Source organism: Sphingomonas sp. Xoc002, from assembly GCF_050408055.1.
GTDB classification, from domain to species: domain Bacteria; phylum Pseudomonadota; class Alphaproteobacteria; order Sphingomonadales; family Sphingomonadaceae; genus Sphingomonas; species Sphingomonas yabuuchiae.
On the sequence record NZ_CP191175.1, the window covers coordinates 845,466 to 869,676 of the forward strand.

Annotated in this window: 22 protein-coding genes; 12 read left to right on the plus strand and 10 right to left on the minus strand. The window is 62.3% G+C overall.

The window, feature by feature from the left end:
* Nucleotides 1-37 precede the first annotated feature (37 nt).
* A complete protein-coding gene (locus ACQR50_RS04080; protein WP_428969884.1) occupies nt 38-826 on the minus strand; it encodes an SDR family oxidoreductase in 789 nt (262 codons plus the stop codon).
* A 60-nt stretch (nt 827-886) separates the two neighbouring features.
* Nucleotides 887-1,444: a TetR/AcrR family transcriptional regulator gene (locus tag ACQR50_RS04085; RefSeq protein WP_428969885.1), complete on the minus strand. Its 558-nt coding sequence runs from the start codon at nt 1,442-1,444 to the stop codon at nt 887-889.
* A 98-nt stretch (nt 1,445-1,542) separates the two neighbouring features.
* On the opposite strand from ACQR50_RS04085, the gene ACQR50_RS04090 reads away from it, so the two are divergent.
* From ACQR50_RS04090 to ACQR50_RS04110, 5 genes are all read left to right on the plus strand, one after another.
* Nucleotides 1,543-2,229, plus strand: coding sequence for a DUF1349 domain-containing protein (locus tag ACQR50_RS04090; protein ID WP_428969886.1), 687 nt, complete (start codon nt 1,543-1,545; stop codon nt 2,227-2,229).
* Nucleotides 2,230-2,231: 2 nt separating this feature from the next.
* Nucleotides 2,232-2,783 carry a sugar O-acetyltransferase gene (locus ACQR50_RS04095; protein WP_428969887.1) on the plus strand — a complete coding sequence of 184 codons (552 nt, stop codon included), beginning with the start codon at nt 2,232-2,234 and terminating at the stop codon, nt 2,781-2,783.
* Nucleotides 2,780-3,898, plus strand: coding sequence for an acyltransferase family protein (locus ACQR50_RS04100; protein ID WP_428969888.1), 1,119 nt, complete (start codon nt 2,780-2,782; stop codon nt 3,896-3,898). Before ACQR50_RS04095 ends, ACQR50_RS04100 begins: the two co-directional genes overlap by 4 nt.
* Before the next feature lie 217 nt (nt 3,899-4,115).
* The gene (locus ACQR50_RS04105; protein WP_428969889.1) at nt 4,116-6,197 is read left to right on the plus strand and encodes a TonB-dependent receptor domain-containing protein; all 2,082 of its coding nucleotides are present in this window, start codon (nt 4,116-4,118) and stop codon (nt 6,195-6,197) included.
* 346 nt (nt 6,198-6,543) lie between these two features.
* The gene (locus ACQR50_RS04110; RefSeq protein WP_428969890.1) at nt 6,544-7,764 is read left to right on the plus strand and encodes a tyrosine-type recombinase/integrase; all 1,221 of its coding nucleotides are present in this window, start codon (nt 6,544-6,546) and stop codon (nt 7,762-7,764) included.
* Between the two features lie 335 nt (nt 7,765-8,099).
* Here ACQR50_RS04110 and ACQR50_RS04115 read toward each other — a convergent pair whose 3' ends face one another.
* The 4 genes from ACQR50_RS04115 to ACQR50_RS04130 form a co-directional block, all read right to left on the minus strand.
* Complete coding sequence (locus ACQR50_RS04115; protein ID WP_428969891.1) at nt 8,100-8,852, minus strand: hypothetical protein; 753 nt, start codon at nt 8,850-8,852, stop codon at nt 8,100-8,102.
* On the minus strand, nt 8,849-9,415 hold the full coding sequence (locus ACQR50_RS04120; protein ID WP_428969892.1) for a hypothetical protein: 567 nt from the start codon (nt 9,413-9,415) through the stop codon (nt 8,849-8,851). Before ACQR50_RS04120 ends, ACQR50_RS04115 begins: the two co-directional genes overlap by 4 nt.
* Before the next feature lie 604 nt (nt 9,416-10,019).
* Nucleotides 10,020-11,327 carry a hypothetical protein gene (locus ACQR50_RS04125; protein ID WP_428969893.1) on the minus strand — a complete coding sequence of 436 codons (1,308 nt, stop codon included), beginning with the start codon at nt 11,325-11,327 and terminating at the stop codon, nt 10,020-10,022.
* A gap of 62 nt (nt 11,328-11,389) precedes the next feature.
* Nucleotides 11,390-11,608: a helix-turn-helix transcriptional regulator gene (locus ACQR50_RS04130; RefSeq protein ID WP_428969894.1), complete on the minus strand. Its 219-nt coding sequence runs from the start codon at nt 11,606-11,608 to the stop codon at nt 11,390-11,392.
* Between the two features lie 477 nt (nt 11,609-12,085).
* Here ACQR50_RS04130 and ACQR50_RS04135 point away from each other — a divergent pair, with 477 nt between their 5' ends.
* From ACQR50_RS04135 to ACQR50_RS04145, 3 genes are all read left to right on the plus strand, one after another.
* On the plus strand, nt 12,086-12,988 hold the full coding sequence (locus ACQR50_RS04135) for an ArdC family protein (protein WP_428969895.1): 903 nt from the start codon (nt 12,086-12,088) through the stop codon (nt 12,986-12,988).
* Entirely contained in the window at nt 12,985-13,191 is a 207-nt protein-coding gene (locus ACQR50_RS04140) for a sigma factor-like helix-turn-helix DNA-binding protein (RefSeq protein ID WP_428969896.1), read from the plus strand. Before ACQR50_RS04135 ends, ACQR50_RS04140 begins: the two co-directional genes overlap by 4 nt.
* Nucleotides 13,192-13,259: 68 nt before the next feature.
* Entirely contained in the window at nt 13,260-14,159 is a 900-nt protein-coding gene (locus ACQR50_RS04145; protein WP_428969897.1) for a HEPN domain-containing protein, read from the plus strand.
* Between the two features lie 6 nt (nt 14,160-14,165).
* Here ACQR50_RS04145 and ACQR50_RS04150 read toward each other — a convergent pair whose 3' ends face one another.
* Both ACQR50_RS04150 and ACQR50_RS04155 read right to left on the minus strand, forming a co-directional pair.
* Nucleotides 14,166-14,381 carry a conjugal transfer protein TraD gene (locus ACQR50_RS04150; protein ID WP_428969898.1) on the minus strand — a complete coding sequence of 72 codons (216 nt, stop codon included), beginning with the start codon at nt 14,379-14,381 and terminating at the stop codon, nt 14,166-14,168.
* Nucleotides 14,382-14,397: 16 nt separating this feature from the next.
* The gene (locus ACQR50_RS04155; protein ID WP_428969899.1) at nt 14,398-14,784 is read right to left on the minus strand and encodes a conjugal transfer protein TraD; all 387 of its coding nucleotides are present in this window, start codon (nt 14,782-14,784) and stop codon (nt 14,398-14,400) included.
* 109 nt (nt 14,785-14,893) lie between these two features.
* On the opposite strand from ACQR50_RS04155, the gene traA reads away from it, so the two are divergent.
* Both traA and ACQR50_RS04165 read left to right on the plus strand, forming a co-directional pair.
* Entirely contained in the window at nt 14,894-17,758 is a 2,865-nt protein-coding gene (gene traA, locus ACQR50_RS04160; RefSeq protein ID WP_428969900.1) for a Ti-type conjugative transfer relaxase TraA, read from the plus strand.
* A gap of 9 nt (nt 17,759-17,767) precedes the next feature.
* A complete protein-coding gene (locus ACQR50_RS04165; RefSeq protein ID WP_428969901.1) occupies nt 17,768-18,346 on the plus strand; it encodes a hypothetical protein in 579 nt (192 codons plus the stop codon).
* A 697-nt stretch (nt 18,347-19,043) separates the two neighbouring features.
* On the opposite strand, the gene ACQR50_RS04170 is transcribed toward ACQR50_RS04165, so the two are convergent.
* On the minus strand, nt 19,044-20,231 hold the full coding sequence (locus tag ACQR50_RS04170; protein WP_428969902.1) for a hypothetical protein: 1,188 nt from the start codon (nt 20,229-20,231) through the stop codon (nt 19,044-19,046).
* A complete protein-coding gene (locus tag ACQR50_RS04175; protein ID WP_428969903.1) occupies nt 20,224-21,228 on the minus strand; it encodes a nucleoid-associated protein in 1,005 nt (334 codons plus the stop codon). The genes ACQR50_RS04170 and ACQR50_RS04175 overlap by 8 nt, the downstream gene beginning before the upstream one ends.
* Nucleotides 21,229-21,982: 754 nt before the next feature.
* Between ACQR50_RS04175 and ACQR50_RS04180 the strand changes: the two genes are divergently transcribed.
* Together ACQR50_RS04180 and ACQR50_RS04185 are read left to right on the plus strand one after the other, a co-directional pair.
* On the plus strand, nt 21,983-23,206 hold the full coding sequence (locus ACQR50_RS04180; RefSeq protein WP_428969904.1) for an AAA family ATPase: 1,224 nt from the start codon (nt 21,983-21,985) through the stop codon (nt 23,204-23,206).
* Nucleotides 23,203-23,838 carry an HNH endonuclease gene (locus ACQR50_RS04185; protein ID WP_428969905.1) on the plus strand — a complete coding sequence of 212 codons (636 nt, stop codon included), beginning with the start codon at nt 23,203-23,205 and terminating at the stop codon, nt 23,836-23,838. The genes ACQR50_RS04180 and ACQR50_RS04185 overlap by 4 nt, the downstream gene beginning before the upstream one ends.
* Nucleotides 23,839-24,211: the final 373 nt, after the last annotated feature.

A 24,211-nucleotide genomic window follows, 5' to 3' on the forward strand; every position in this document is an offset into this window, starting at 1 on the left:
GGCCGTCCATAGCCGACCAGCCGCCCGTTCCCAAGCCTCAGTTGCCCGACTGGATCCGGTCGCCTGCCGCCCGCTGCTCGGCGGCGCGCTTCGTCAGATTCTTCAGCGTCTCGTCGAACTTGCCCTCGCGTTCGGCCATGCGGAACGGGCGCACCTCGTCGACCAGGATTTCCGACGGTGTCGGCGATTGCGCGAACTGCGCCGCGACCGCATCGGCAAAATCCTGGAGCGGCACATAGCCCGGACGATGCGCCTGGCCCGGCGTCAGGTCGGTCTGCACGCCCGGCGGGGCCAGCTCGATCACCTCGACCTTGCCCTCCAGCTGGGTGCGCAGCGACACGGTATAGGAATGGATCGCCGCCTTGGTCGCCGAATAGGTCGGTGCGGCGACCAGCGGCACGAAGGCCAGACCCGAGGTCACGTTGACGATCGCGGCGTCGGGCTGCTGGGTCAGATGGTCGATCAGCGCATTGGTCAGCCGGATTGGACCCAGGATGTTGGTGGTCAGCGTCGCCTCGGCATCGGCCAGGTCGCGGTGGCCGGTCAGATCCTCGAACTTCATGATGCCTGCGTTGTTGAACAGCACGTTCAGCGCGGGGAAGTCGGCGACGATCTGCCTGGCGAAGGCGTCGATCGCCGCCGCATCCTCGACATCCAGCGTGACGACATGGATGCGCTCGCGCCCTTCGGCCGCCTTTTCCAGCGCCTCGCGGCGGCGCCCGGCGATGATGACGGTGTCGCCGCGATCATGGAAACGATGGGCCAGCGCCTCGCCGATACCGCTGCCGCCGCCCGTCATCAGGATCGTGTTGCCGCTGGTCTTCATCGATGCGTCTCCGGGTCGGGTGGAATGATCCTCCGCACAATGTTCGCCACCGGCTTTCGTTCACGCTGCGTCGCCGGTGATCCGATGCACGATGTCGCTGATCGCATTTCGGTCCAGGGGGGCGGGGTCGATCGAGTTGTGGATGCCGATCCCTTCGACCAGCGCGTCGAGCGCACGGGCGGTCAGCGGATCGAAGAACCGCTCCAGCGCGGCGCGGCTGTTGTTCATCCACCCCTGCATGACGGTCGAGACCGAGGGATGGCGCGCGGCAAAGGCATAGAGTTCGTAACTGAGCAGCAGCGTGCGCGGTTCGGCCCAGACCGACCCTGCGATGATGTCGATGATCGCCTCGCGCGCATCGTCGCGGCTCCGGGCCTGGGCCATGCGCGTGGCGAAGGCGTGCGACGATTCCTCGGCCAGTTGCGTGAAGGCATCGGTCAGCAACGCCTCCAGCGAGGTGAAATAATAGGTGACCGAGCCGAGCGGCACCCCCGCCGCCGCCGCGATCCGGCGATGGGTGGTGGCGGGCACGCCGTGTTCCGCGATCACCTCCAGCGCGGCGGCGATGATGCGTTGCCGACGCTCCGGGTCGTTTCGTCGCGCGGATCGGTCGGCCATGCAAAAACTCCGTTGCATCGAATATGTACAAATGTACACATACTGTCGAGATAGCTAGCAAACGGCTCTGCCGTAGCGCGAAACGGGAAAGAAGAACCATGGACGAACCGCAATTGTCCCGCCGCACGATCCTGGGCAGCGTGGTCGCGTTGACCGTGCCGCAGACGGCAAGGGCGGCGGGGACTCCGGTCGGGACGGCCGTGCTGGGGCGAAAGGACGGCGTCTGGCTGAATGCGCCCCAGGTCTGGCGGGCCGAGGCAAATGGCGATCTGGTGATGACCACCGATCGCGGAACCGATTTCTGGCGCGAGACCCATTATGGCTTCAACCGCGACAGCGGCCATTTCCTGGGCTTCCCGACCGGTGACGCCTTCACCGCGCAGCTGCGTATCCGCGGGCGCTATGACAAGCTGTACGATCAGGCGGGGATCATGGTCCGCGTCGACGATCGGCGCTGGGTGAAGGCGGGAATCGAGCTGTCCGACGGCCGTGCGATGCTGAGCAGCGTGCTGACCGACAGCCGGTCGGACTGGGCAACCGGCCCCTATGAGGGCGATGCGTCCGATTTCTGGATGCGCGCGACGGTCGCCAAGGGCGTGCTGCGCCTGCAGGTGTCGGCGGACGGAAAACACTGGCCGCTGGTTCGGCTGGCGCCGTTCCCGGTCGCGCCAGGCTATCGGGTCGGGCCGATGGCCTGCACGCCCGAGCGGGAAGGGCTGGAGGTGCGCTTCTCCGACCTGCGCATCACCGCGCCGCTCGGCAAAGACCTGCACGATCTGAGTTGAGCATGACCAGTCAGAAACAAAGGATGCTGGCGGGCGAATTGTACATCGCCGACGATCCCGAGCTGGCGGCGGATGCCGCCCGCGCGGCGGCGTGGATGGTCCGCTACAACGGTTCGCTTGGCCAGGATGCCGCCGATCGGCATGCGCTGCTGACCGAAGGGCTGGGGCGGGTGGGAGCGGGGGCGGTGATCCGGCCGCCCTTTCACTGCGATTATGGCTATAACATCATGCTGGGCGAGCGGGTCTTCCTGAACTTTGCCTGCGTGATCCTGGACGTGGCGCGGGTCGAGATCGGCGCAGGCACCCAGATCGGGCCGGGCGTCCAGATCCTGACCGCCGATCACCCGCGCGATCCGGCGCTTCGGGCGCAGGGGTGGGAGTGCGGACGGCCGATCCGCATCGGCGCCAATGTCTGGGTCGGCGGTGGCGCGCTGATCCTGCCGGGGGTGACGATCGGCGACGATGCCATCATCGGCGCGGGCAGCGTGGTGACGCGCGACGTGGCGCCGGGGCAGACGGTGGTCGGCAATCCGGCGCGCGGCCTTGCCCGATGACGACGCCCGACACCACCCGGCGGGGCAAGCCGCATTTCGAGGTGCTGGACGGCCTGCGGGGTACGGCGGCGCTTCTGGTGGTGGCGTTCCATATCCAGGGCATCACCGTGTTGTTCGAGGCGGACCGGCTGTTGCTGCCCCATGCCTATCTGGCGGTGGATTTCTTTTTCGCGCTGTCGGGTTTCGTCGTCGGCTATGCCTATGACGACCGTTGGGGCGAAATGCGTGTCAGGGGCTTTCTGGCAAGGCGTCTCGTCCGGCTGCATCCGCTGGTCGTGCTGGGCGCGATATTGGGATTGGCGAGTTACCTGCTCGATCCCTTTGCCGGGGATCGGCAGGATGCGTCGCCATGGCTGGTGGGACTGGCCTTTGTCGCGGCGCTGCTCGCCTTGCCATCCGCGCCGCTGCCCAATCGGCTGGGGGACAGCCATCCGCTGAACGCGCCCGCCTGGACGCTCTTGCAGGAATATATCGCCAATCTGGCCTATGCCTTGATCCTGCGCCGCCTGGGGTTGCGGGCGTTGGTCGCGTTGGCAGGACTGGCGGCGATTGCGTCGGCCGCGACCGCACTGACGCTGGGGTCTTATGACACGGGCTGGGGGCTGCACAATTTCTGGGGCGCGCCGGTGCGTCTGGCCTATCCGTTCCTGGCCGGGCTGATCCTCTACCGTCTGGGCGACCATTTGCCGCGCCTGCGGCTGGGGTTCCTGCCGCTCAGCCTGATCCTGTTGCTGCTGTTCGCCGCGCCCGTCCTGCCCGAAGTCGGCGGGGTGAAGTGGAATGGCGTATATCAGGCAGTCTGCGTGCTGATCCTGTTCCCGCTGATCCTGATCGCCGGGCGGCATTCGGCGGGCCGCGCCACCACATTGCGCTTATGCAAGGCGGCGGGGCGATTGTCCTATCCGCTGTACATCACCCATTATCCGTTCGTGTATGTCTATATGAACTGGGTGGCGACCCGTCCCGAAACGGGCAGCAAGACGGCGCTGGTCGCGGTTTCGCTCTATCTGTTCACGCTGGTCTTCGCGGCGGCGGCTTGGCGCTTCTGGGACGTGCCGATCCGCGCCCGCCGGGACGCATGGCGTAATCCGCCTTTCGGCACGCAGGATCGCTGAAGGCGGATCGCCGCGACCCCGCTTGGTATGGCGGGACACGTCCGACCGTGTCGTCGGCGTCATTACGTTTCCACACCATTACATTTCTTGTCTGCCTCCCGTCCGGGTTGACCATGGACACCCCGATATCGCAGTCGACCGCGAATGCTAATCACTCGCAAGAGTAACAGGGGGCGTAATGGTAGTACGAATGGGGGCAGTGGTCTCGGGATTGGCCATGGCATGGGCCGTGGCGATCGCTCCGGCGGGTGCGCAGACGCAGGCGGGGACCAGCGACACGGGCGATGCGACGGCAGGCCATGAAGTGGTCGTGACCGCGGCCGGTTACGAGCAGCGCATCATCGAGGCCCCGGCGAGCATCACCGTGCTCGACCGCGCGAACCTGGAGGAAAAGCGGTTCGGCAGTCTGGCGGAGGCGTTGCAGGACGTGCAGGGCATCGATGTCGGCGGCGAGGCGGGCAAGACCGGCGGGTTGAACATCTCCATCCGTGGCATGCCCAGCGACTATACCCTGATCCTGCTCGACGGGCGTCGCCAGAATGCACCGGGCGGGGTCACGCCCAACGGCTTCGGCGAAACCGCCACCAGCTTCCTGCCGCCCTTCTCGGCGATCGACCGGATCGAGGTCGTGCGCGGGCCGATGTCGACGCTCTACGGGTCGGATGCGATGGGCGGGGTCATCAACATCATTACCCGCAAGGTCGGCAGCCACTGGGTCGGCACCGCCACCGCCGAAAGCACGGTGCAGGGCGATGACCGGTTCGGCAACATCCAGTCGGTGAACGGCTTTGCGCAGGGGCCGGTGATCCGCAACCTGCTCGGCCTGACGTTGCGGGGCAGCGTGTTCCACCGCGAAGGTTCGGACATTCCGATCCCCGGCAATCCGGCGCTGACGCTCGGCCGCAATCCGGTGCGCGCCGACATCTATAATTATGGCGGACGCCTGTCGCTGACGCCGCATGCCGATCACGATCTGTGGATCGAATATGACCGCAACACGCAAAGCTATGACAATAGCGAAGGGCGGCTCGGCACGCTGGGGTCGGGCGGCTATGCGCCGGAGCAGCGGTTCAACCGTTCCAACTATGTCGTCGCGCATAGCTGGCGGACCGGGCTGGGCACGCTCGACACGACCCTGACCCGCAACGAGACCGAGACGATCGGTCGCCTAATCCCCCGAGGCACGCCGGGCAAGGTGCCGGGCAACCCGCGCGAGTTGCAGGCACGCAACGACATCATCGACTCCCGGTTCGCAGGCAAGCAGGGGCCGGTCGCCTTCACCCTGGGTGGCCAATATTGGCGCGCGCGCATGGTCGAGGGGGTCGCACCCGAGCCCTTCGCCTTCACCCAATGGGCCGGGTTCGCCGAAGCGACCGTGACCCTGACCGAGGGTTTCAACCTGACCGGCGGCGTGCGCTATGACGATCACTCGACCTTCGGCAACAAATGGTCGCCGCGCGCCTATGCGGTGTGGAACATCAACGACGCGCTGACCGTGAAGGGCGGCGTCAGTCGCGGTTTCAAGACGCCGCGCGTCGAACAGATCGCCGAGGGGATCATCGGTTTCGGCAATCAGGGACGCACGCCGCTGCTCGGCACGCCGAACCTCGTTCCCGAAACCAGCACCAGCTATGAAGCCGGCGTCTATTATGACGACAAGGGGCTGTTCAGCGGCAACGTCACGCTGTTCAACAACGACTTCACCGACAAGATCGCCGCCGGGCCGGGCATTCCCAACTGCCGGTTTGCCGGCAATCCGAACCGGCCGAACTGCCTCGACGTCGGACCGTTCCCGGCGGTCGACCTGTTCAGCCAGTCGGTGAACATCGATAAGGCGCGGGCACGCGGCATCGAGGCGGCGGGCAAGATCGCGTTCAGCCGCGCCGTCTCGCTGACCGCCAACTACACCTATACCGAGACCGAGCAGTTGAGCGGCGCGGACCAGGGGCGACCGCTGATCGGTATTCCCAAGCACATGCTGAACGGCAATCTGCGATGGAAGGTGACCGACAAGGCGAACCTGTGGACCCGCGCCGAAATCCGGTCGCGCCGGTATCGCGGCAATAACGACCAGCAGCGCGCGCTCGGCGATTTCCGCGGTTACGAGCTGTTCCACATCGGCGGCGCGTATCAGGTGACGGACGCATTCCGTCTGTCGGCGGCGATCTACAACATCTTCGACACCGATTATGCCGTGTACGAATCCTATCGCAGCGGCGCGAACACCATCTTCACGCCCGCCTATGCGATCAATCAGGAAGGTCGCCGGTTGTGGCTGTCGGCCAATGTCGATTTCTGACGGGCGGCGATCGACGTTCGTTGCGCCCCATTCTTTCCTCTCCCCTTGACAGGGGGGAGGGAAATAAGGGCGTATCCGAAGGTCGGTACGACCCACGTCGTCAACCGATCGGCTTTCCGGAATTTCATGATTTCCACCGACTTCATCGAACTTCGCGACATATCGCCGAAGTGGTGACCCCTACGGATAGAGAACGGCCTTAGCAGAGCGTGCCATTTAGTCTCAACATATTGAGATATAACCGGGTGCTGTGCTTTGATTGTTCATGGCTGTTCCACTGTTATCCCTAAAATTGCAAACAATATGGGGGAGGGCAGGGGGTACAGGATTTGTAGGGAATCCTGACATGCGTTTGACTGTATTGAAGGTGAAAACCCTTGGGCCTGGGCGGCACTTTGATGCACACGGGTTATGTCTTGTCGTGCGGCCTACGGGATCGCGATCCTGGGTGCTGCGGATGCAGTTCAAAGGTCACCGCCGGGATTTCGGCCTGGGGCCTGTTCACGATGTCTCGCTAGCTGAGGCGCGCTGCCGCGCAGCGGAACTGCGCAAGATGGTAAGGGCTGGCCTCGACCCCGTGAAGGAAAGGGGGCTGCGGCGCGCCAACGTCCCCACCTTCGAGATCGTAGCGCGGCGGTGCTATGAAGCCCTGAGCGGCGGCTGGAAAGATCGGCGGCATGCCTCCTGGCTGTCCAGCCTTGAGAACCATGTGTTTCCAGAAATCGGCACAAAGCGGATCGACGCGATCGGCACCAAGGAAGTGCTGCTGGTGCTCGAGCCGATCTGGCTGACGATCCCGGACACAGCGCGTCGTATCCTGCAGCGGATTGGGGCCGTTCTCGATTTCGCGCACATCAAGGGGTACATCCCGGCCGAAGTGTCGCTGCGTTCGGTAACGCGAGGCCTGCCGAGGCAACAGCAGCAGGTAACCCACCGGGCAGCAATGCCATACGCGGATGTCCCCGCCTTCTGGTCGCAGTTGGTGGCTGAGGCGAACAGCGTTGGCCGCGATGCGCTGAAGCTCACGATCCTCACGGCAGTTCGTTCGAACGAGGCGCGGCTCGCGACATGGCGTGAATTCGATCTCGACAGGGGGATATGGTCGATCCCGGCGTCTCGCATGAAAATGAAGCTACCGCATCTCGTGCCGCTGTCTGAACCGGCGGTAGCTCTTCTTCGCCGCCTGCAGAAAGAGCATGAAGCGCTCGCGACCGGCTCGATCGATGATCAGTATCTTTTCAGTGCCAGAGGCAAGGCACCGATCAGCGACGTTACGATGCTGAAGGCAATCCGCGACGCCAAGATCGACACCATCACGGTTCACGGTTTCAGGAGCAGCTTTGCCGATTGGGCTGCCGAATGCACCAATGTCCCGAAGGAAGTGACCGAGAAGGCGTTGGCGCACCGAATCCCCAATGCAGTAGAAGCCGCTTATCGGCGAACAGACTTCTTCGAGAAGCGCCGGGACCTAATGGCGAAGTGGGCGCAGCACGTATGCTCAGGGAAGGGGGCGACCGCGAAGAAGGTGATAGGACGGCCTCGAAAAGTCACTATGCCCGGCGGTTGAAAGGGGCGGGCCGGAGTTGCCGTCCTAGTCGCTGGCGCGGCAGCCATCGACCAGACCCGGTCGCTTATGTCAGCCACCGCGAGCGTCTCCTCCTGTCAGAAGCTGCCGTTGGGCTGCTCATAAGCCGATTGTCGGCAAGGCGCCTCAGCAGCAGCCGTCCGGCCGACCAGTGACCAGTGGGCGATTCCAAAGGCCGTCATTCGGTCGTTAGTCGCCGCCCGTACCAACCTGGGCTGGCTCCATTCCGAGGTGCAACAGATCGGCGATTGCATGGAGCAGCATGGTCGGGTGGCGGCGGCTAAGACCAGCGGCGCTAACGTCGTGGCCCTTCGCGCCTAGACCAGCTTGAGGATCACGTTCGTTACCAAGTCTGTGATCATCTCGTCGGCTGAGTGCTGGGTGATAGCTACGCGGGACGGGTGGGCCGCCATGTTCCGTCGGTTGAGCTTCTCTCGAAGGATCTGGGCAGTATTCTTGTCGAGCAGGTTGCCAGTGCGCGCCGCCTCGATGAACTCCGACTCTTTTAATTCGTCGGCATCCTCGTGCTTAGCGAGTGTAAGAGGCTTCTTCTGGTACTTGGCGGCGATGCCACCGTTCATAGATGCGAGGCGACCCGCGTCTGCGAAAACCCACCGCACAAAATGGTCGTACGTAAGGTTCCACGCCATGATGACAGCGGCCCGATACGCACGTACCCGGTAGCAGTTCAGCGCCTCGGTCAGGAACTCCCGCTCTGCAAGGTCGGGCAGCGAGGACGGAAGATCAGTAAGCGCCTTGGCCACCGCCACCGCCGTTGGTTCGCCGCCGAGTTGAGTGTCTAGCGCCCTCCGCACCACCCCAGCCAATCTGTAGCCCCCCTTTTCCTTCACAAGCTGTGGCGGCTTCTTTGCTGCCAGGCGGGGGAGGTAAATGCTCATGTCGGGTGGATCGACCCCCACGTCCTTAAAACATTGTCGCATGTGCGCGCCGTCGAAGCTGGCTCGCTGCTGGCGCGCTTCAACAAACCACGCCAGCGCTAGCAGTTGGTCGACCGAGGTTTTGCGATAAAAGCCAGGTGCTGACCCGGCGAAGTCAGCGATGCTTGTCAACCGGCAGGGCCCAATTTCTCTACGCGGGCGATGCCCAAATGATTGATCTCATATTCGCCGCGACCAACGCTCTTTACAAGCTGCTGCGCTTTTAGTGATCGCAATATGCCCGGAAAATCATCGATGCCGGACGGCCATTTCATAGCGCGATAGCACGTGTAGACATGATTTGCAGTCACGACCTGATCGGGACGGTGTTCTTTGAACCACGCCAGCGCCACCAGATTTCGCTCGGTGTCGTTTTTAGGCATATGGTTGTTAGCATAGCCGTCGAAAGATGGAGCGCTGGTCAGGTCTAGATCGAGCACTTTCATAGAGGGGGGTTTGCGGATGCGAGGTTCGCGCGACTGTTTTGTTGTCCGAGGCTCTATTGATGCCTCCTGCTCAAAATCGTCTACTTCCAACTCCGGAGCCTCTGAGGCGTCTACCATTCCATTGGGCAAGGCAGAGGCAGCTCGGGTAGGTAGTCGCTGCTGGATGATCGTTGTAGCCGGCTTAAGCGCGTTCTGAATAGCTGCCGTTATCTCGCTCAAATCACCTTCCGGTATCTCCGCGTCGAGCATGATAAATCGTATGCGGGATGTGCCGCCCTTTGATGCTGGCTGCTTTGCCAATGTAGGTCCCCTCTGATTCCATCTGATCGTAAGAGCGCTTTGCTTTTGTGACAACAGAGTGGGTGCACCCCTTTGGGACAAAAAGGGGCTTGCGTAATGAAACTGTGCTTACGTAAAGTTTGTACTCGGCCAGCCAATGCTAGCCTGCATGTTCCAACTGGAGTTCTGCGAATACGGTTGGGGAGTTCCGACTCCTGTGCAGTACGCTGCGGCGATAATAGTAGCCCATGGTGGTGCGGTTGGCGTCGGGAGGACCGACGTACTTCCTGACCGGAACACCGCCATAACCCTAGGAGTCAGTCGCTGAAGTTTGCACGTCCTTGGCCTCAAATTTCAAGCTGCCAGTCTGCTGCCAGCCCGATTCCTGTCCTTCTGAATTCCCGATCAACTAACGTTGAACGTCATCTCCTGACAAAAGCCGCCGTTCGACATGTCGCGTGCGAACGGCGGGAATGTCCCAGAGGCCGACATTGTATTGATGCTCGAACGATCAACGCGGTTGGTTTTGGAGATCGCTAGGATCCTCTCATGGCAAGGCACGAAGTGGGGGCGGTCATTCATCCGCCGTGCCGTCAAAGCGCGGCGTGTAGATTTCGCTAGGGGTTCGCCAGGTAAGGAGTGCCTCGATAGGGTCCTGCCCTTTCAATAAGGCGCGGCCGCTTTCTAGCCGTTGTCTTGCAGTCTGTGCATCGCTTTCCGGAAGGTCGGCAAGCTGCGTTTCCACAGCATCGAAAAAGCGTCGAATGCTCATTGCTCTGGTCCAGTGCTCGATGACCTTGTCGAGCTGAGCAGCGCTGTCGACCTTGGACTGTTCGATCCGCTTCTTGTCCTCAGCCCGATCGCGGGCTTCCTTTTCAGCCAGCCATTTCTGGTGGGCGATCTCGGCGCGAAGGCGAGCCTCCTCAATACGGGTCACCAGTTGGGCGGCCATTTCCTCGATGGCGCGGACGAGGGCGGGTATCTTGGCTGTGAGGCTTGCCGAGCCGGTTTCCTGCCACTGGTTGGTCCAGAAGACGCTGTGGTAGGGCGAATAGGCGATGAGCCGCAGGCGGCCTGACGGCATGTCTTTCGTGGTGGTGAAACTATAGCGGGTTTCCCCTCGTCTGGGCGGGACATAGTCGCGCTCAGGAATATACCCGCCATCGATGTATCGCACGGCGACATTCTCGGACATCTCGACGATCGCAAGGCCAATGGCCACTGACCCGATATAAACGACGGTTGGACGCTGAGGGGACCACAGGCGTCGTTCGCTCCAACGATCCTTCGGCTGGCCGACAGCTTCGCGGTCGTCAACCGACAGGCCCCATAATTCGTCGTCTGGCGGGGCCATGACCACTCGGTGACCTTTGGCTTCAAAGGCATTGAAGAGCTCATTGGCAAAGGCGAGCGCCTTTTCGAGGCCCGATGCCGAGGCATTCACGTGGACGAGCAGGCGCTTGTGCGGTTTGAGATGGGAATACTTGTCGACTGGCCGACCGCTTTCGAGATGATGCCGCGCTCCGCTGATCATGCGGTGGATAGTCCCTGCTGGTATCCGTACCCGGCGCGTCGTTGTCGGCGGGGCCGGCATGCGGGGAGGGGACGTGGCCTGAGCCGTTGGCCACTGCATATCGCGAGACCAGGTAAGTTGATCACCGGGCTGGGCCTCTGGCAGAGGCGGGGGCGGTTGAGCCTTGCCAACCGCCAGTTTAGCCCAGTAGCCCTGCGGCGGCCTCGGCACGTTGAGCATGCCACAGACACGAGCGAGATAGCTGCCGGATACGCCGAAGCGCTTGGCGGCATGCATCATCGGCTCGGTCCAGACGATGTCATAGAGTTCGTCGCGGCCGCAGCCATCACGAGCGGTCATCGGGGCCATGCTCCCTGCAGATCACAGGCAAGATAACATGGCTGGGATGACGGCTGAGTGGCGTCAGATGATCATCGCGCAGGATGATCATCAACATGGTAGAACATCGGGTTGCGCAGCCATTCGTCGATCGCCGAGGCACGCCATCCCACGCAGCGGGTGCTGAGCTGGATGTTCTTTGGAAAGGTGCCGTTGGCCATCTTGCGGTAGAGGGTGGATCGGCAAAGCCCGGTTTGGTCGAGCACGGCCTTCAGACGCAGGATGCGGTCGGGGTTGGGGTTGGTGGACATGGCGTTGCCTCGCGGCTCTTGGGATGGGAGCCGCCAAGGTCCTGCTTTTGCCTGATCAGTAAGAGTGTCTGACTGAGGTCACGGCGGCACTGTCGAGGGACATTCAGACAGCAGAGTGCTGCCGTCTCCTGCGATGCCGCAGGACCGGGCTCTACGCCGCTGGCGCGGCGCCGAGCCGTTCCGTCTCGGCCCGTGCGGGTTGCGATCCCTGACGGGTGACGGTGCGCATGGCGCACCGTCAGCGGACAGCGCGGGGTAACCCCCACGCTGGCGTGACGCGCCGGGCGCGTCTGGCGAGGGTGGGCGTCACGGCCTGTAGTCCCGCCGCGGCGTGCTGCAACCGGCTGCGCCGGTCCTCCTCTTCGTTTCGGCCCTACGGGTGCAGCCCGCCTCATTTCGGCGGGACTGTTGGTCCGCTCCTGCCGCCCACCCTCGCCATTCCGGCCGGGCTGCGGTGGTTTTGAAGGAGTGAGGACCATGTCCAGGACCATCGATCAACGTCAAACCCTCTATGCCGAGGTGACGGCCCGTGTAATTGCCGAACTGGAGGAAGGGCGGCTGCCCTGGGTGCAGCCTTGGGATAGCGCGGCTTGTGCCTGCACCATGCCAGCAAACGGGATGACCGGGCGGCGTTATTCCGGGATCAACGTCCTGATCCTGTGGGCCAGGGTCATCGAGGACGGTTACAGTTCACAACGCTGGCTGACCTACCGCCAGGCGCAAGCGGCGGGCGGCAATGTTCGCAAGGGCGAGCGTGGCACCACCGTCTGTTATGCCGACCGCTTCACGCCGAAAAGCAAGGATGACAGCGCACACGAGGACGAGCAGGAGGCGCGCACCATTGCTTTCCTCAAGCGCTTCACGGTCTTCAACATCGACCAATGCGAAGGCCTGCCCGAGACGTTGACGCAAGCAGCAGAGGTCCGGCCCGAGATTGAGATCCTGCCCGAGGTCGCGGCGCTTATCGACGCCAGCGGCGCGGATGTGCGGATCGGCGGTGACCAGGCCTATTATCACCCGGCTGCCGACTATGTTGCAGTGCCGCCGGTCGCGGCCTTTCATGAGCCGATCAACTGGTATCGCACCGCACTGCACGAGCTCGGCCATTGGACGGGTCACCAGACGCGATTGAATCGTGACCAGACGGGCGCATTCGGCAGCGCCAGTTATGCGCGCGAAGAGCTTGTCGCTGAGATGGCTAGCGCCTTTGCCTGTGCGTCGCTGTCGATCCAACCGACAGTGCGGCATGCCGACTATGTCAGCTCATGGCTCGAGGTGCTGCGGCACGACAACAAGGCCATCTTCCGGGCCGCGAGCGCGGCCAGCAAGGCAGCGGACTATCTGCTCGGCTTCGCAGCGGATGAGGGGCAGCCGTCATGACGCGAGACCTGCAATTCCAGGCGCGCTGGCGCGCCTGGAACGCATTGCCGCCGGGTGACCGTGCGATCTTCGCCAGCGTGCGGATCGACGGGCTGAATTATGACGAAGCGGCATCTCGCCATGGCTGCACCGCGCAGGACGTTGAACGGGTCATCGTCCGCATCCTCGTCGCGCTGGTGGATGCGGACGATGCCCCGCCATGAAGCGAGCGTCGGCCTCTCATGAGTACAAAGGATGTACGCATCCGTAACGGTTCGCTAGGAATAGGATCATGCGCGACGACGTTGCTCATCTGCCCGACAAGAAGCGCCGCGATCTAGACCGGATCGTCGAAGTGCTGTTCGCCGAGTTCGAGCAGGCGACCTCGCTGTCGACGCAGAAGTGGCGCCGGCAGGGTCGCATCCTCAAGGTCATCCTCTACGGATCATACGCGCGCGGCGACTGGGTCGATGATCCGATCGGCGGCTACCAGTCCGACTATGACATCCTCGTCGTCGTCAGCGACGAACGGCTGACCGAGCCGGGCGAGTTCTGGGCCAAGGCTGACGACCAGTTCGTCCGCGAGGTGACGATCTCCAAGCGCATCAGCGCGCCGGTCAGCTTCATCGTCCACAGCCTTGCCGATGTGAACAATCAGCTGACGCAAGGCCGCCCGTTCTTCATCGACGCGATCGACCAGGGCATCGTCCTATATGAGGTTGAGGACTTTCCGTTCGTCACGCCGAAACCGCTGGATCCGAAAGCTGCGTTAGTTGAAGCGCGAAAGCATTATGCAGAGTGGTATCCGAGCGCAGTTGGCTTTCTTGAACAGGCCAAATTTGCCGCTGCCAATGGCCGCGCAAAAATCGCTGCATTCGAATTTCATCAGTCGACCGAACGCTTCTACCACTGCCTGCTGCTGACCCTGACGCTGTACAGCCCCAAGTCGCACAAGCTGAACTTCCTGCGCAGTCAGGCCGAGCCGCTCGTGCATGAGCTCATCGCCGTCTGGCCGCGCGACACCAAGTTCGCGCAGCGCTGTTTCGAGCTGCTGCGCCAGGCCTATGTCAACGCGCGCTACTCAGCCCATTACAAGGTGACTCCGGCCGAACTCGAATGGCTGGCCGAACGCGTCGAGCTACTCCAGCAGATCGTCAAAGAGACCTGTGAAAAGCGGCTCGCGCAGGCCTGACGTTCGTCAGCCAGCGCTCGCATCTTCGGAGAAGGCGCGGCGTCCGCGCCGTGTCCAGATCAGACGGTAGCGATCGCTGTCTTCGCCGCGCAGCCTGCCCGCCACATCGATGAGTGCACCATAGATCAGCGCGCGGTCGTCGTCGGTCAGATCGATGAGCCCTGCCTTGGCGACAAGGCCGCCTAGTTCGATCAGCTGACGGGTGCGCTCGCGCCGCTTCACTTGCCACTCGCGCGTCTCATGCCGCGCCCGACGCAGCTGGAGTCGGGCGCGGAGAACCGCTGTCCGTCGCAGGGCTGCTGTCGTTACGGCGAGCGCCTTGGCGTGCGCCGGATTTCGCGCGAAAGAACGCCGCCCCACGCGTGTGCTGCGCCTCCTTTGTACGCTCGTCTGTCGCCTCCATCGCCAGCAGCAACGCGCCGGCCAGTTGCTCCATCGGCAGCGCGTCGGCACCGGTCGCGATGACCAGCTCGCCCAGCTGCTCACGCCTGCGGGCCTTCAGCTGTCTGGCCTTGTCCTCGAGCGCTTTCAGCTCGGCGTCATAGTCCCGGGGTTTGCGCATGGGATCATCCCTCCGTTGTGGGGCGAGGATGATCCAGTTATCGGGACGTTCGATCAGCTGCAATACGCCGGGATATCTTGGGATGAACGCGTCCCGAGACAGATGAAATCTTCGAAGGGCGCGCTTATACGTCGTGCCGACGTCGCTTGTTTGGTGTAAATGGTTCGCCGCCATGGCGATCTACCATTTCTGCGCCAAGATCATCTCCCGCGCCAACGGTTCGTCGGCGCTGGCGGCAGCCGCCTATCGCTCCGCCTCGCGGCTGCACGATCAGCGGCTCGATCGTCACCACAACTTCTCGAACAAAGCGGGCGTCGTCCATTCCGAAGTGCTGCTGCCCGATGGTGCGCCCGAGGCGTGGCGCGACCGGGCGACGCTGTGGAATGCGGTCGAGGCCGTCGAGGTCAGGAAAGACGCGCAGCTCGCCCGCGAAGTCGAGTTCGCCATTCCGCGTGAGCTCGACCAGGCGGAAGGCATTCGGCTGGCACGTGACTTCGTTAGCCACGAGTTCGTCGCGCGCGGCATGGTCGCTGACCTCAACGTGCATTGGGATATCGGTGCAGACGGCGAGGCCAAGCCCCATGCCCATGTCATGCTGGCGCTGCGTGAGGTGAATGAGGAGGGCTTTGCCAAGAAGAACCGCGACTGGAATCGCACCGATCTGCTCGAGACCTGGCGCGAACGCTGGGCAGGCCATGTGAATGCCAGGCTGGCCGAACTCGACATCGACGCACACGTCGATCACCGCAGCCTGGAAGCGCAGGGCATCGACCTCGAGCCCCAGCACAAGATCGGCCCCGCCGCCTCGCGCATGGTGGAGCAGGGGCACAGTAGTGAGAGGCTCGATGAGCACCATGCCATTGCCCGCGCCAACGGTAAGAAGATCCTCGCCAATCCGGGCATCGCCCTGGATGCCATCACCCGCACCCAGGCGACCTTCACCACCCGCGACCTGGCAATGCTCATCCATCGCCATAGCGAGGGGGAGGAACAGTTCGACCAGGTGATGGCGGCGGTCCGAGCCTCCCCCGAACTTGTCAAGCTCGGCAAGGACGGACGCGGCCAGGAGCGCTTCACCAGCCGCGACATGCTCGACACCGAGGCGCGGCTGGAACGCGCCACGGTCAAGCTCGAGGCGAGCCGTCGCCATGGGCTGAATGACCAGCATCGCAAGCTGGCGCTGGTTCGTGCCGAGATGCGCGGGCTGACCCTGTCGCCTGAGCAGCGCAGTGCCTTTGATCATGTCACCAGCGGCAAGGGGCTGGGTGTCGTCGTCGGCTATGCCGGGACCGGCAAGTCGGCGATGCTGGGCGTCGCACGCGAAGCATGGGAGAGTGCCGGCTATCAGGTCCAGGGCCTCGCGTTGTCGGGTATCGCGGCCGAGAACCTCGAAACCGGCTCGGGTATCGCCTCGCGCACCATCGCCAGTCTCGAGCATCAATGGGGGCAAGGGCGCGAGCTGCTCAACGACAAGTCGATCCTCGTCATCGACGAGGCCGGGATGATCGGCACGCGCCAGCTTGAGCGGGTGATCGCAGAGGCCGAGAAGCACGGCGCCAAGGTCGTGCTGGTCGGCGACCCCGAACAGCTCCAGGCGATCGAAGCCGGCGCTGCTTTCCGCAGCGTGGCCGAGCGCCATGGCAGTATCGAGATCACCGACATTCGCCGCCAGCGCGAAGACTGGCAGCGCACGGCGACGCGCCAGCTCGCTACTGAGCGGACTGGCGAGGCACTTGCGGCGTATCAGCAGCATGATGCGATCCATGTCGCCGAGACGCGTGAAGCCGCACGGGTCGATCTGATCGACCGCTGGGATCGACAGCGCCAAGCAGCGCCTGACGCTAGTCGCATCATTCTCAGCCACACCAATGACGAAGTGGCGCTGCTCAACCAGGCTGCACGCGGCCGACTGCGTGCGCGGCATGAACTTGGCGAAGACGTCGCCCTGCAAGTCGAGAAAGGCGAGCGGCATTTCGCTGCCGGCGACCGGGTGATGTTCGGGCGCAACGAACGCAGCCTGGGCGTCAAGAACGGCTCGCTGGGGCGGATCGAGAGCGTCACCGCAACCCGCATGGCGGTGATGCTCGACACCGGAACCGCTGTCGCCTTCGACCTCAAGGACTATGCCGCTGTCGATCACGGCTATGCTGCGACCATCCACAAGGCGCAGGGCATGACCGTCGACCGGGTGCATGTGCTGGCGACGCCGGGGCTCGACCGGCATGCCGCCTATGTCGCGCTGTCGCGGCATCGTGACGGCGTCGATCTCCACTATGGCCGGGACAACTTTGCCGATCATGACAGGCTGGCCGCCACGCTGTCGCGCGAGCGGGGCAAGGACATGGCGTCCGATTACCCGGCCGCGGACAAATCGGCCGAGGTTGCTGCGGCAAAGCCACGCGACCCGTTCGCCGGTCTCAGGCTCACCCGAATCGCACGCGACGAGGTCGAGCGATCTCCGCTTGATCACGCGGTCGAAAAGGTGGGCCGAGCGGTTGCCGACATCATGCGAAGCCGTCGCCAGGGCTTCGAGCCGCTTCCCCACCAGCAGGCCGCTCTCGATACGGCGGTCTCTGCCCTGAAGGCAGTTCGTCCCGACGGTGTTCGCGACATTCGCGCTGTCTTCAATGGCGATCATGGACTCATCGAAGAGGCCGCCAAGGGAAGAACGACGCAGGTCGTCCGCGCCATGATGATGGAAGCAGAGATGCGCGATCAGCGGGCTGCTCGCGCATTGGCGCTGGAGGAGAAAATGCGCAGCGACCGCGCTCTTCGTGCTGACCGGTTCGTCGAGGACTGGACGAGACACGCAAGACGCGCGGCGGCATTCGACCGGAACGGCGAGCGCTGGCGCGGCGATGAGGTTCGCGAGACGATGACCGGCATGGCCAAGAGCTTGGAACGCGACCCCCAGCTCGAGTCGCTGCTACGAAACCGCGTGAAGGAACTCGGAGTCCGTTCGTCCGGTGGGGCTTCGTTGTCCCAAGATCTCCAGAACTGGCTCGGCCTCTCGCGGGGCCGCGGGCTTGGGCGGTAGGCTGCGGTCATGACCCAGCCCACTGACGTATCCGCCGGCGAGACCACGCTCGCCTTCGAAGATCTCCGCGCCGAGATCAGTCTGCTGCGCCGCGCCGTGGAAGGCCTCACCGCTGCTCGCGAACGGATGCCGGACTACACTCCGACGCTTGGATCGATGATGGCGCAGCTGAAAACGACGCAGGAAGCCCTGCAGCGGATCGAGCGCAGTCCCGCCGTTGCGCTGACGCCTGTCGCACTCACCAAAGAGATCGTGCAGGCGGCCGCAAGTGCCAGGGCCGAAGATGCCCGCAAGCTCGACGAAGCACGCGACACCATCGCCCGATCGATCGGGCGGATCGATGGCATCGTCGAGCGCGGCCAGTCGGCGGAAGGCCAGTCTCGTCTGCTCCGCCGGAGCTGCGCTGCAACGGCCATGGCGACAATACTGCTCTGGTCGATACTACCCGGAGCGATTGCTCGGTCGCTTCCCGTTAGCTGGCATGTGCCTGAGTGGATGGCAGCCAGGATCGTTGGACCGGAATACGTCAATACAGGCAAAGACGGCAAAATGGTGACCAGCCCTGAAACGCAGCTTAAAGGCCCGTAACAAGCCAAATCCTGAAGTTCGCCAGATTGACGGTAATCCTGATGGCCAGTGCTCCATCAGGCATTTCGACGAAAAATTTGGTGGAGAGCAGAACGACCGCTTTCGGGCACAAAGGTCGTGCAAATCACCGTTCGTTCAGCGTAGACCGTTCGTAATTGTGCGCCTTTTGCAGCTACGCTGCACGCGCGGCCCCCACTCGCCCTACAGTCGCGGTTCCATCCCGGTGATGGCCGTGGGACCGATCGTCATACCGACTTGATGATGCCCCCGGCGTAGCGCTTATCGAAGCAGTCGAACGTAGCGGGCTGGCCGAACGGCCGGTCCGTCACCTCTACACACCTCATCTTGCCGACCTCAAACACTCGCGGTTCGACATTCTCCCTCGTCTCGGCCGGGTTGCCGATCTGCAGCCCACCGACACACACCTTGTTGCCCGAGGAGGTAAAGGACTGCTGGTTGGAAGGTGCGAGCCATCACATCGTCGTCATAGCGGAGCGACAGAAGACGCCTGGCATCTATCGCCTCCGCGACGATTTGCTCGAAATCGAAGCGGCGCGGAGCGGCAGGCGCCGGCGCAGCTTTCGCGGCGAACGGGTTCCGCAGTTGCTTCGGTGGCTTTCCGCCCCAAGTCGGTCGTCGCACCTCGTTTCTCCCTCGCAGTTCAGTCCCATCTAAGGCTAGCAGACCGTCAGCGCTGCTAACGCCAGAAGGCGAGACAGGCGGTCGAGCCGCGCGCCGTGAGCATCAGAAAGGCTATGGTTGCGAGCAGCGCCCCAAGCGCCGCAGCGCCCGCGACACCACCAAGCGCCACGCGATGCCACCATATGCGTCCCGTCAGGTCCTCGAACTGGTCGGCGAATTGCCCGCTCACCAGTTCGTAGTCGTCGACCAGCCGCTGCTGCTGGCGGCCGATCTCCGTCTTAAGCACGCTCAACGTGTGCCACTGGTTCACAATCGCAATCGCAAGCAGGGCTATGAAGACCCAGGCGCCAAGCAGAACGGCAAGGTTGGTCCAGAATGCGACGTCGCAATCGTGCGATCTCTTCAGCTGCGAGGCGACCACAATAGTTGCCACCGGGATACCCAGCAGCTGGCCCTGAATATCCACGATCGTCTTATGAATCTTGCCGACGAAATCGATCCGTGCGGTCTCCACGTCATCTCGGATTTTGGAGTAGGAAAAACTCGATACGAACAGGCGGTAGCCCTTTTCAACCTCGTCGGAGACCAGGTCGAGATTTCGAAGCAGATGCCCAAACCGCACGGCCGCACGCTGTCCCCCGACCAGCTGCACCACCGCGGTGGCAAGGATCTGCGACTTCTCGCCGCCATGCAGAGGCTCATCGAAGATTCGCTTGAGCCGTGCAGCCTGCACTTGCACATTGGGCCCAAGATCGGACACCTTGAAGGCGACAGGAAGCGTGGTCTTCTCGGCCTCGATGAACACGAGCTCGCGCTGCACCTCGTCCACGTAAGACGCGGCCCCTCGCAGGATAGAGACGACGTCCAGCACGGCCCGGTAGCGGGTGAGCGGCTCCGGCACGACCGGGTCGCCCGCGGCATAGCCTCGGTCGATCACGAAATAGCGGGGCGGCTCCTCGAAAACCGCCTTCGGCGTCTGAAATAAAGCGTCGAAGCTTGCAATCAGCAGCCCCAGCGAATGTCGCGGCGGCCCGATAGTGACTCGCACGTCGGAGCCGAGCACCGGCGGTACGTCATCCACGAGCCCGACCTGGGTGACGTCGTAGAGATCCGCGTCCGCTTCGATAATGAGTAGCGTGTCTAGGATTCCCTGGTTCGCGATCGTGAGCACGCCTTCGCCGGGCCCGTTGAACCGCGTGTGGCGGTAGATTTCGACAAGGTCGGCGAAGGAAACGTCAGGCACCGGTCAGCCCCTCGGACTTGAGTTGGGCGACGAGCTCCGCCGGCACGTCCAGCAGCGTCAGCGAATTGACCTTCGGGTCAAACCGGACGACGCCCCCGTTTAGCGCCTCACGCTCGAATTCCACGGACCACTGCTTTGTCTTGGCCTTGAAGCGCACCAGCGCCCGTAGCGCCTGCAGGTTGGGCACAAAACGGTCGTTCAGTCGCCGCTCGCCGTCTGACAGATGATCGACTAACGCCTGAGGTTCCTTCGGCATCAGTTCGTTGGCGAGTGCCTCGAACTCGAGTTCCTCGCGGCTCCGACCCGCCCGCTCGCAGATTGCCTTCGCACGCGCGAGGAACTCTGTTCCCTCCGCGTCCCCCATCTTCCTGTCGACGACGAAGTCCTTCAGCGCCGACACTAGATCGGCCGTGTCCTTCCGATCCTGGACAGCGGAGTCGCAGCCTAGGAACTCCTTGAAGTAGTCGGATACGTCGCCCTTCCCCTTGAGGAAGCTGATGTATCGCTCCTCGCCAGCGGCCCAGCCGGTCAGGTTGATGCGCCCGGCGAACCGGAACCCGTCAAGGTCGAGATGCTGCACGTCCTCCATGTCGAGGTTGGCGGTGAGCGTGGCGCTCAACTTGTCAGTGATGATGGCAACCAGCAGGTAGTCCCGGGCCTCGCGCTTGAACTGGGCGAAGAACACATGCCCGCCGGCCGACGCGCTCTTCGTCGCGGCCTGCCGGCGAAGGGTCTCCATCATGCGCGAGGTCAGCGCCAGAAAATCGGGCTGGTCGGAAGCGACGTAGTCGCGGATCTGGCCCTGCGTAGGGTATCCCTCCGCCTCGGTAAACTTGCCGTGCGACTTCGACGCCTTCCGGTTGTAGAGGTCGTAAAGGCCTTCGACCACGCGCTGGGCCGTCGGGCTGACCGGGAGCTCCTTCTTGGCTAGCTTCGTGGTATATGCGCCTGCGCGCCTTTCCAAATCGTGGATGGCAAGGGCAACAATCTCGTTCAAGCTTGCTCTCCACTACGCCCTACCGGATCGGGCCAGCGGGCTACCTCTTCGTCGCACACAGGTGCGAATTGCAGGAACAGCGTATCAACACGGCTTGCCGGATTACAACCGGCTACGGACGTTCCTGGCACATTAGTCCATGAACAAATGGCCGAAGATGGGCCGACGAGAAGTGGCCCGCGAATGACATCCTGTGCGTTCTGCCTTCTGCATGTGTCGACCAGAGTCGGTCGTTCAGATCAGGCACCTTAAATGTCCGGTTCTGACAGGAAGCTGAAGGCTCGCCTGATTGCCGCAGCCTCTGCAATTCATAACCCTCACGTTCGCGCGTAAAGCGACCGCCATGCAGCCTGCCCGGACACATCTCTCAGTGACTCGGACGAAATACCTAGTATCTACTGGCGATTAGATGCGGGCGGTATGGGCCAGATACGCAGCACCATTGCAATGGGGACGGGGAATGCGGGGATTCAGATTGCTTCGGGCGGTTGGCACGTTTGAAATGCGGAACAGTCGGGCAGCGTCCCAGAGCATGCTCACATCACCCGAACAACTCGATGTCGAATTCGCACCGTCAGACGATGGTGCGACGGGATCTTGGGTATCAGTGGTCATTGGCCGGAACGGAGTCGGAAAAAGCCGTATCTTGGCCGGCATTGCAGAGGTATTTGAACGGCTTGGCAATGGTGGGAGCCCTCGTCGCGATAGTATAGCAGTTTCCCGCATCGAGTACTTAATAGACGACAAGCATTGCGTGATCGAGATCGACGACCGCCGTGGGGTTCGTTCGACCATAAACGGCGTGCACTGGTCGAACTCAGAGATTCCGCTGCCCGAAAAGATCATAGCTCTCACAACTACGCCTTTCGACAAATTTCGACTATCGCGCTCTATTCGTCGCGTGTCCGACGGCAAGGATACCGACGAGGCCGATCGCTATGCGTATTTGGGGCTTCGCGATCGAACGGGCCGCGCCTCGACAACGGCCGCAATCTTTCGCGCTTTGGAGGGATTGTTCGAAGCGTCCAGATCGAGTGACGAACGGCGCCATGGCATCGCTGATGTCTTCGCTTTTCTCGGTTATTTGCCGCGGATCGAAGTCCGATACGACTTTGCCTTGGGCCGCGGGCGCAGACTACTCGAGCAACTCGTGACGGGTGAGCAGATCGAGAAGATACTCTATGAGGCGCCTCCGCTACGGCAGCGTCGGCCGATTGACCGACTGCGCTACAATCCGGTTGCCCTGGAAGAGGTGCGAGAGGTGGGACAAGAGGTTCTCGCGCGATTGACCGACGGGAGGGGAATCAATCTGCTGGCCGATTTCGATGGCCGTACTAGGGACGACGATTTGTTCCGACGGATTCAGCTTCTGCGGCGTCTCGACCTCGTGCACATGGCTTCTGTCGAGGTCCAACGGAGCCAGGACAACGCTGTATTGGATTTGCGCTTGGCAAGTTCTGGCGAGCTCGGCATCGTTACGGGATTTCTCGGTGTAGCGTCGGTTATAAGCCGTAACAGCCTGGTGTTTGTCGACGAACCTGAAATCAGCTTACATCCCGAGTGGCAGGCGCGATACGTTGAGCTATTGACGAGCACATTTGCTAGGTTCGGTGGCTGTCACTTCGTTCTGGCGACGCACTCACCAATAATTCTTTCCGACATTAACCCCGCCGCTGCCAATGTTGTGTCTCTCGACCCAGAGCGACGTAAGGCCGAGAGTGCGAGTGGCTTTGCTGGGAAGTCGTACGACTTCCTGCTGGCGACGGCGTTCGATGAACCGGGAAATAACAATCTTTATATCAAAGAGGAGATCATCAAGGCTCTCCGGTTGGCGGCAGATGGCCAGATCAAGTCCACCGAATTTGTCGACACTCTGGCAGCGCTTTCCGAATTTCTCCCGCGGCTTGATACCGAAAGCCCAGTCGCCCGCTTGATCGCAGAATTACATGAGGCCGCGTCGCTTGAGGAAATGTCGTGATCGCAGCACCAATCGCCTATTGCGAAGCAGATAATCAGCTGGTCGCTGCATTCGACGCGCTTGCTCGCGGGGATAAGGCGCCGGGGTATTGGGCAGATGATATTCTGGCCGGGCTGAAGACGCGCGTGAAAGCGTACTATATCACAGCGCAGAGTTCTCGGTGTTGCTATTGTGATCGCCACCAAGGTACCGAAAACCATCGTTCTTGGGATGTCGAACACATCGCAGATCGTAGCAAATATCCTTGGTTTATGTTTACGCCAAAGAACCTCGCCGCCGCTTGCCCTGACTGTAATGTAGCGAAATCTGACAAAGAAGCTTTAGTCACCGCTGGCCGCAAGACCTACCCTGCTGACTCAGCAGGGTTCAGGCTCGTGCATCCGCACTTTGACAGTTTCGCCGATCATATCCTGCGGTTGGACCTAGTTTATATTCCAAAAACTAAAAAGGGAAAGTATACGATCATCGCATGCGATCTTCTGCGGTTTGCCGAGAAGTATATCGCTTGGGAGAATAGTGCCGCCGATACACGGTTCGAAGCTGAGGTAAATGCAGCTTTCCAACACAGCGGTGCGGCTGGCTTAGCTGCAGTTGCGGAGGCGATTGCCAAATTGCCTAAGTCGACTGATTAGCTGTTGATGGATGGATGACGGTATAATGCGAGTAGGCTGCAGATCCTTCCGTGACCAATCTAAAGTTCGAAGGGTGCTTAGGAATATGATTGCTCACGAGTTGTTTCGTGAAGGCCGCTACTGGGGCACAAAGCGGTCGTTTGAGTTCGAGATGAACCAGTGTCTGCTTACCGGAAACAGTAAAGGTGCCTGAATAGCCGATTGTGGGTCTTACAGTCGGAAGCTGCCAGAAGCGAAGCAGTTGACACGATGATTGCGGTCATGCGTGCCACGCAAGGCGTTGATGGCAAACGGAATGGGGACGAGGCGTTGCGGGGCGACTTTGGCGTGCTACCATGTAACCTGATCAATCATGGTTGGAGCCACCGGTCGG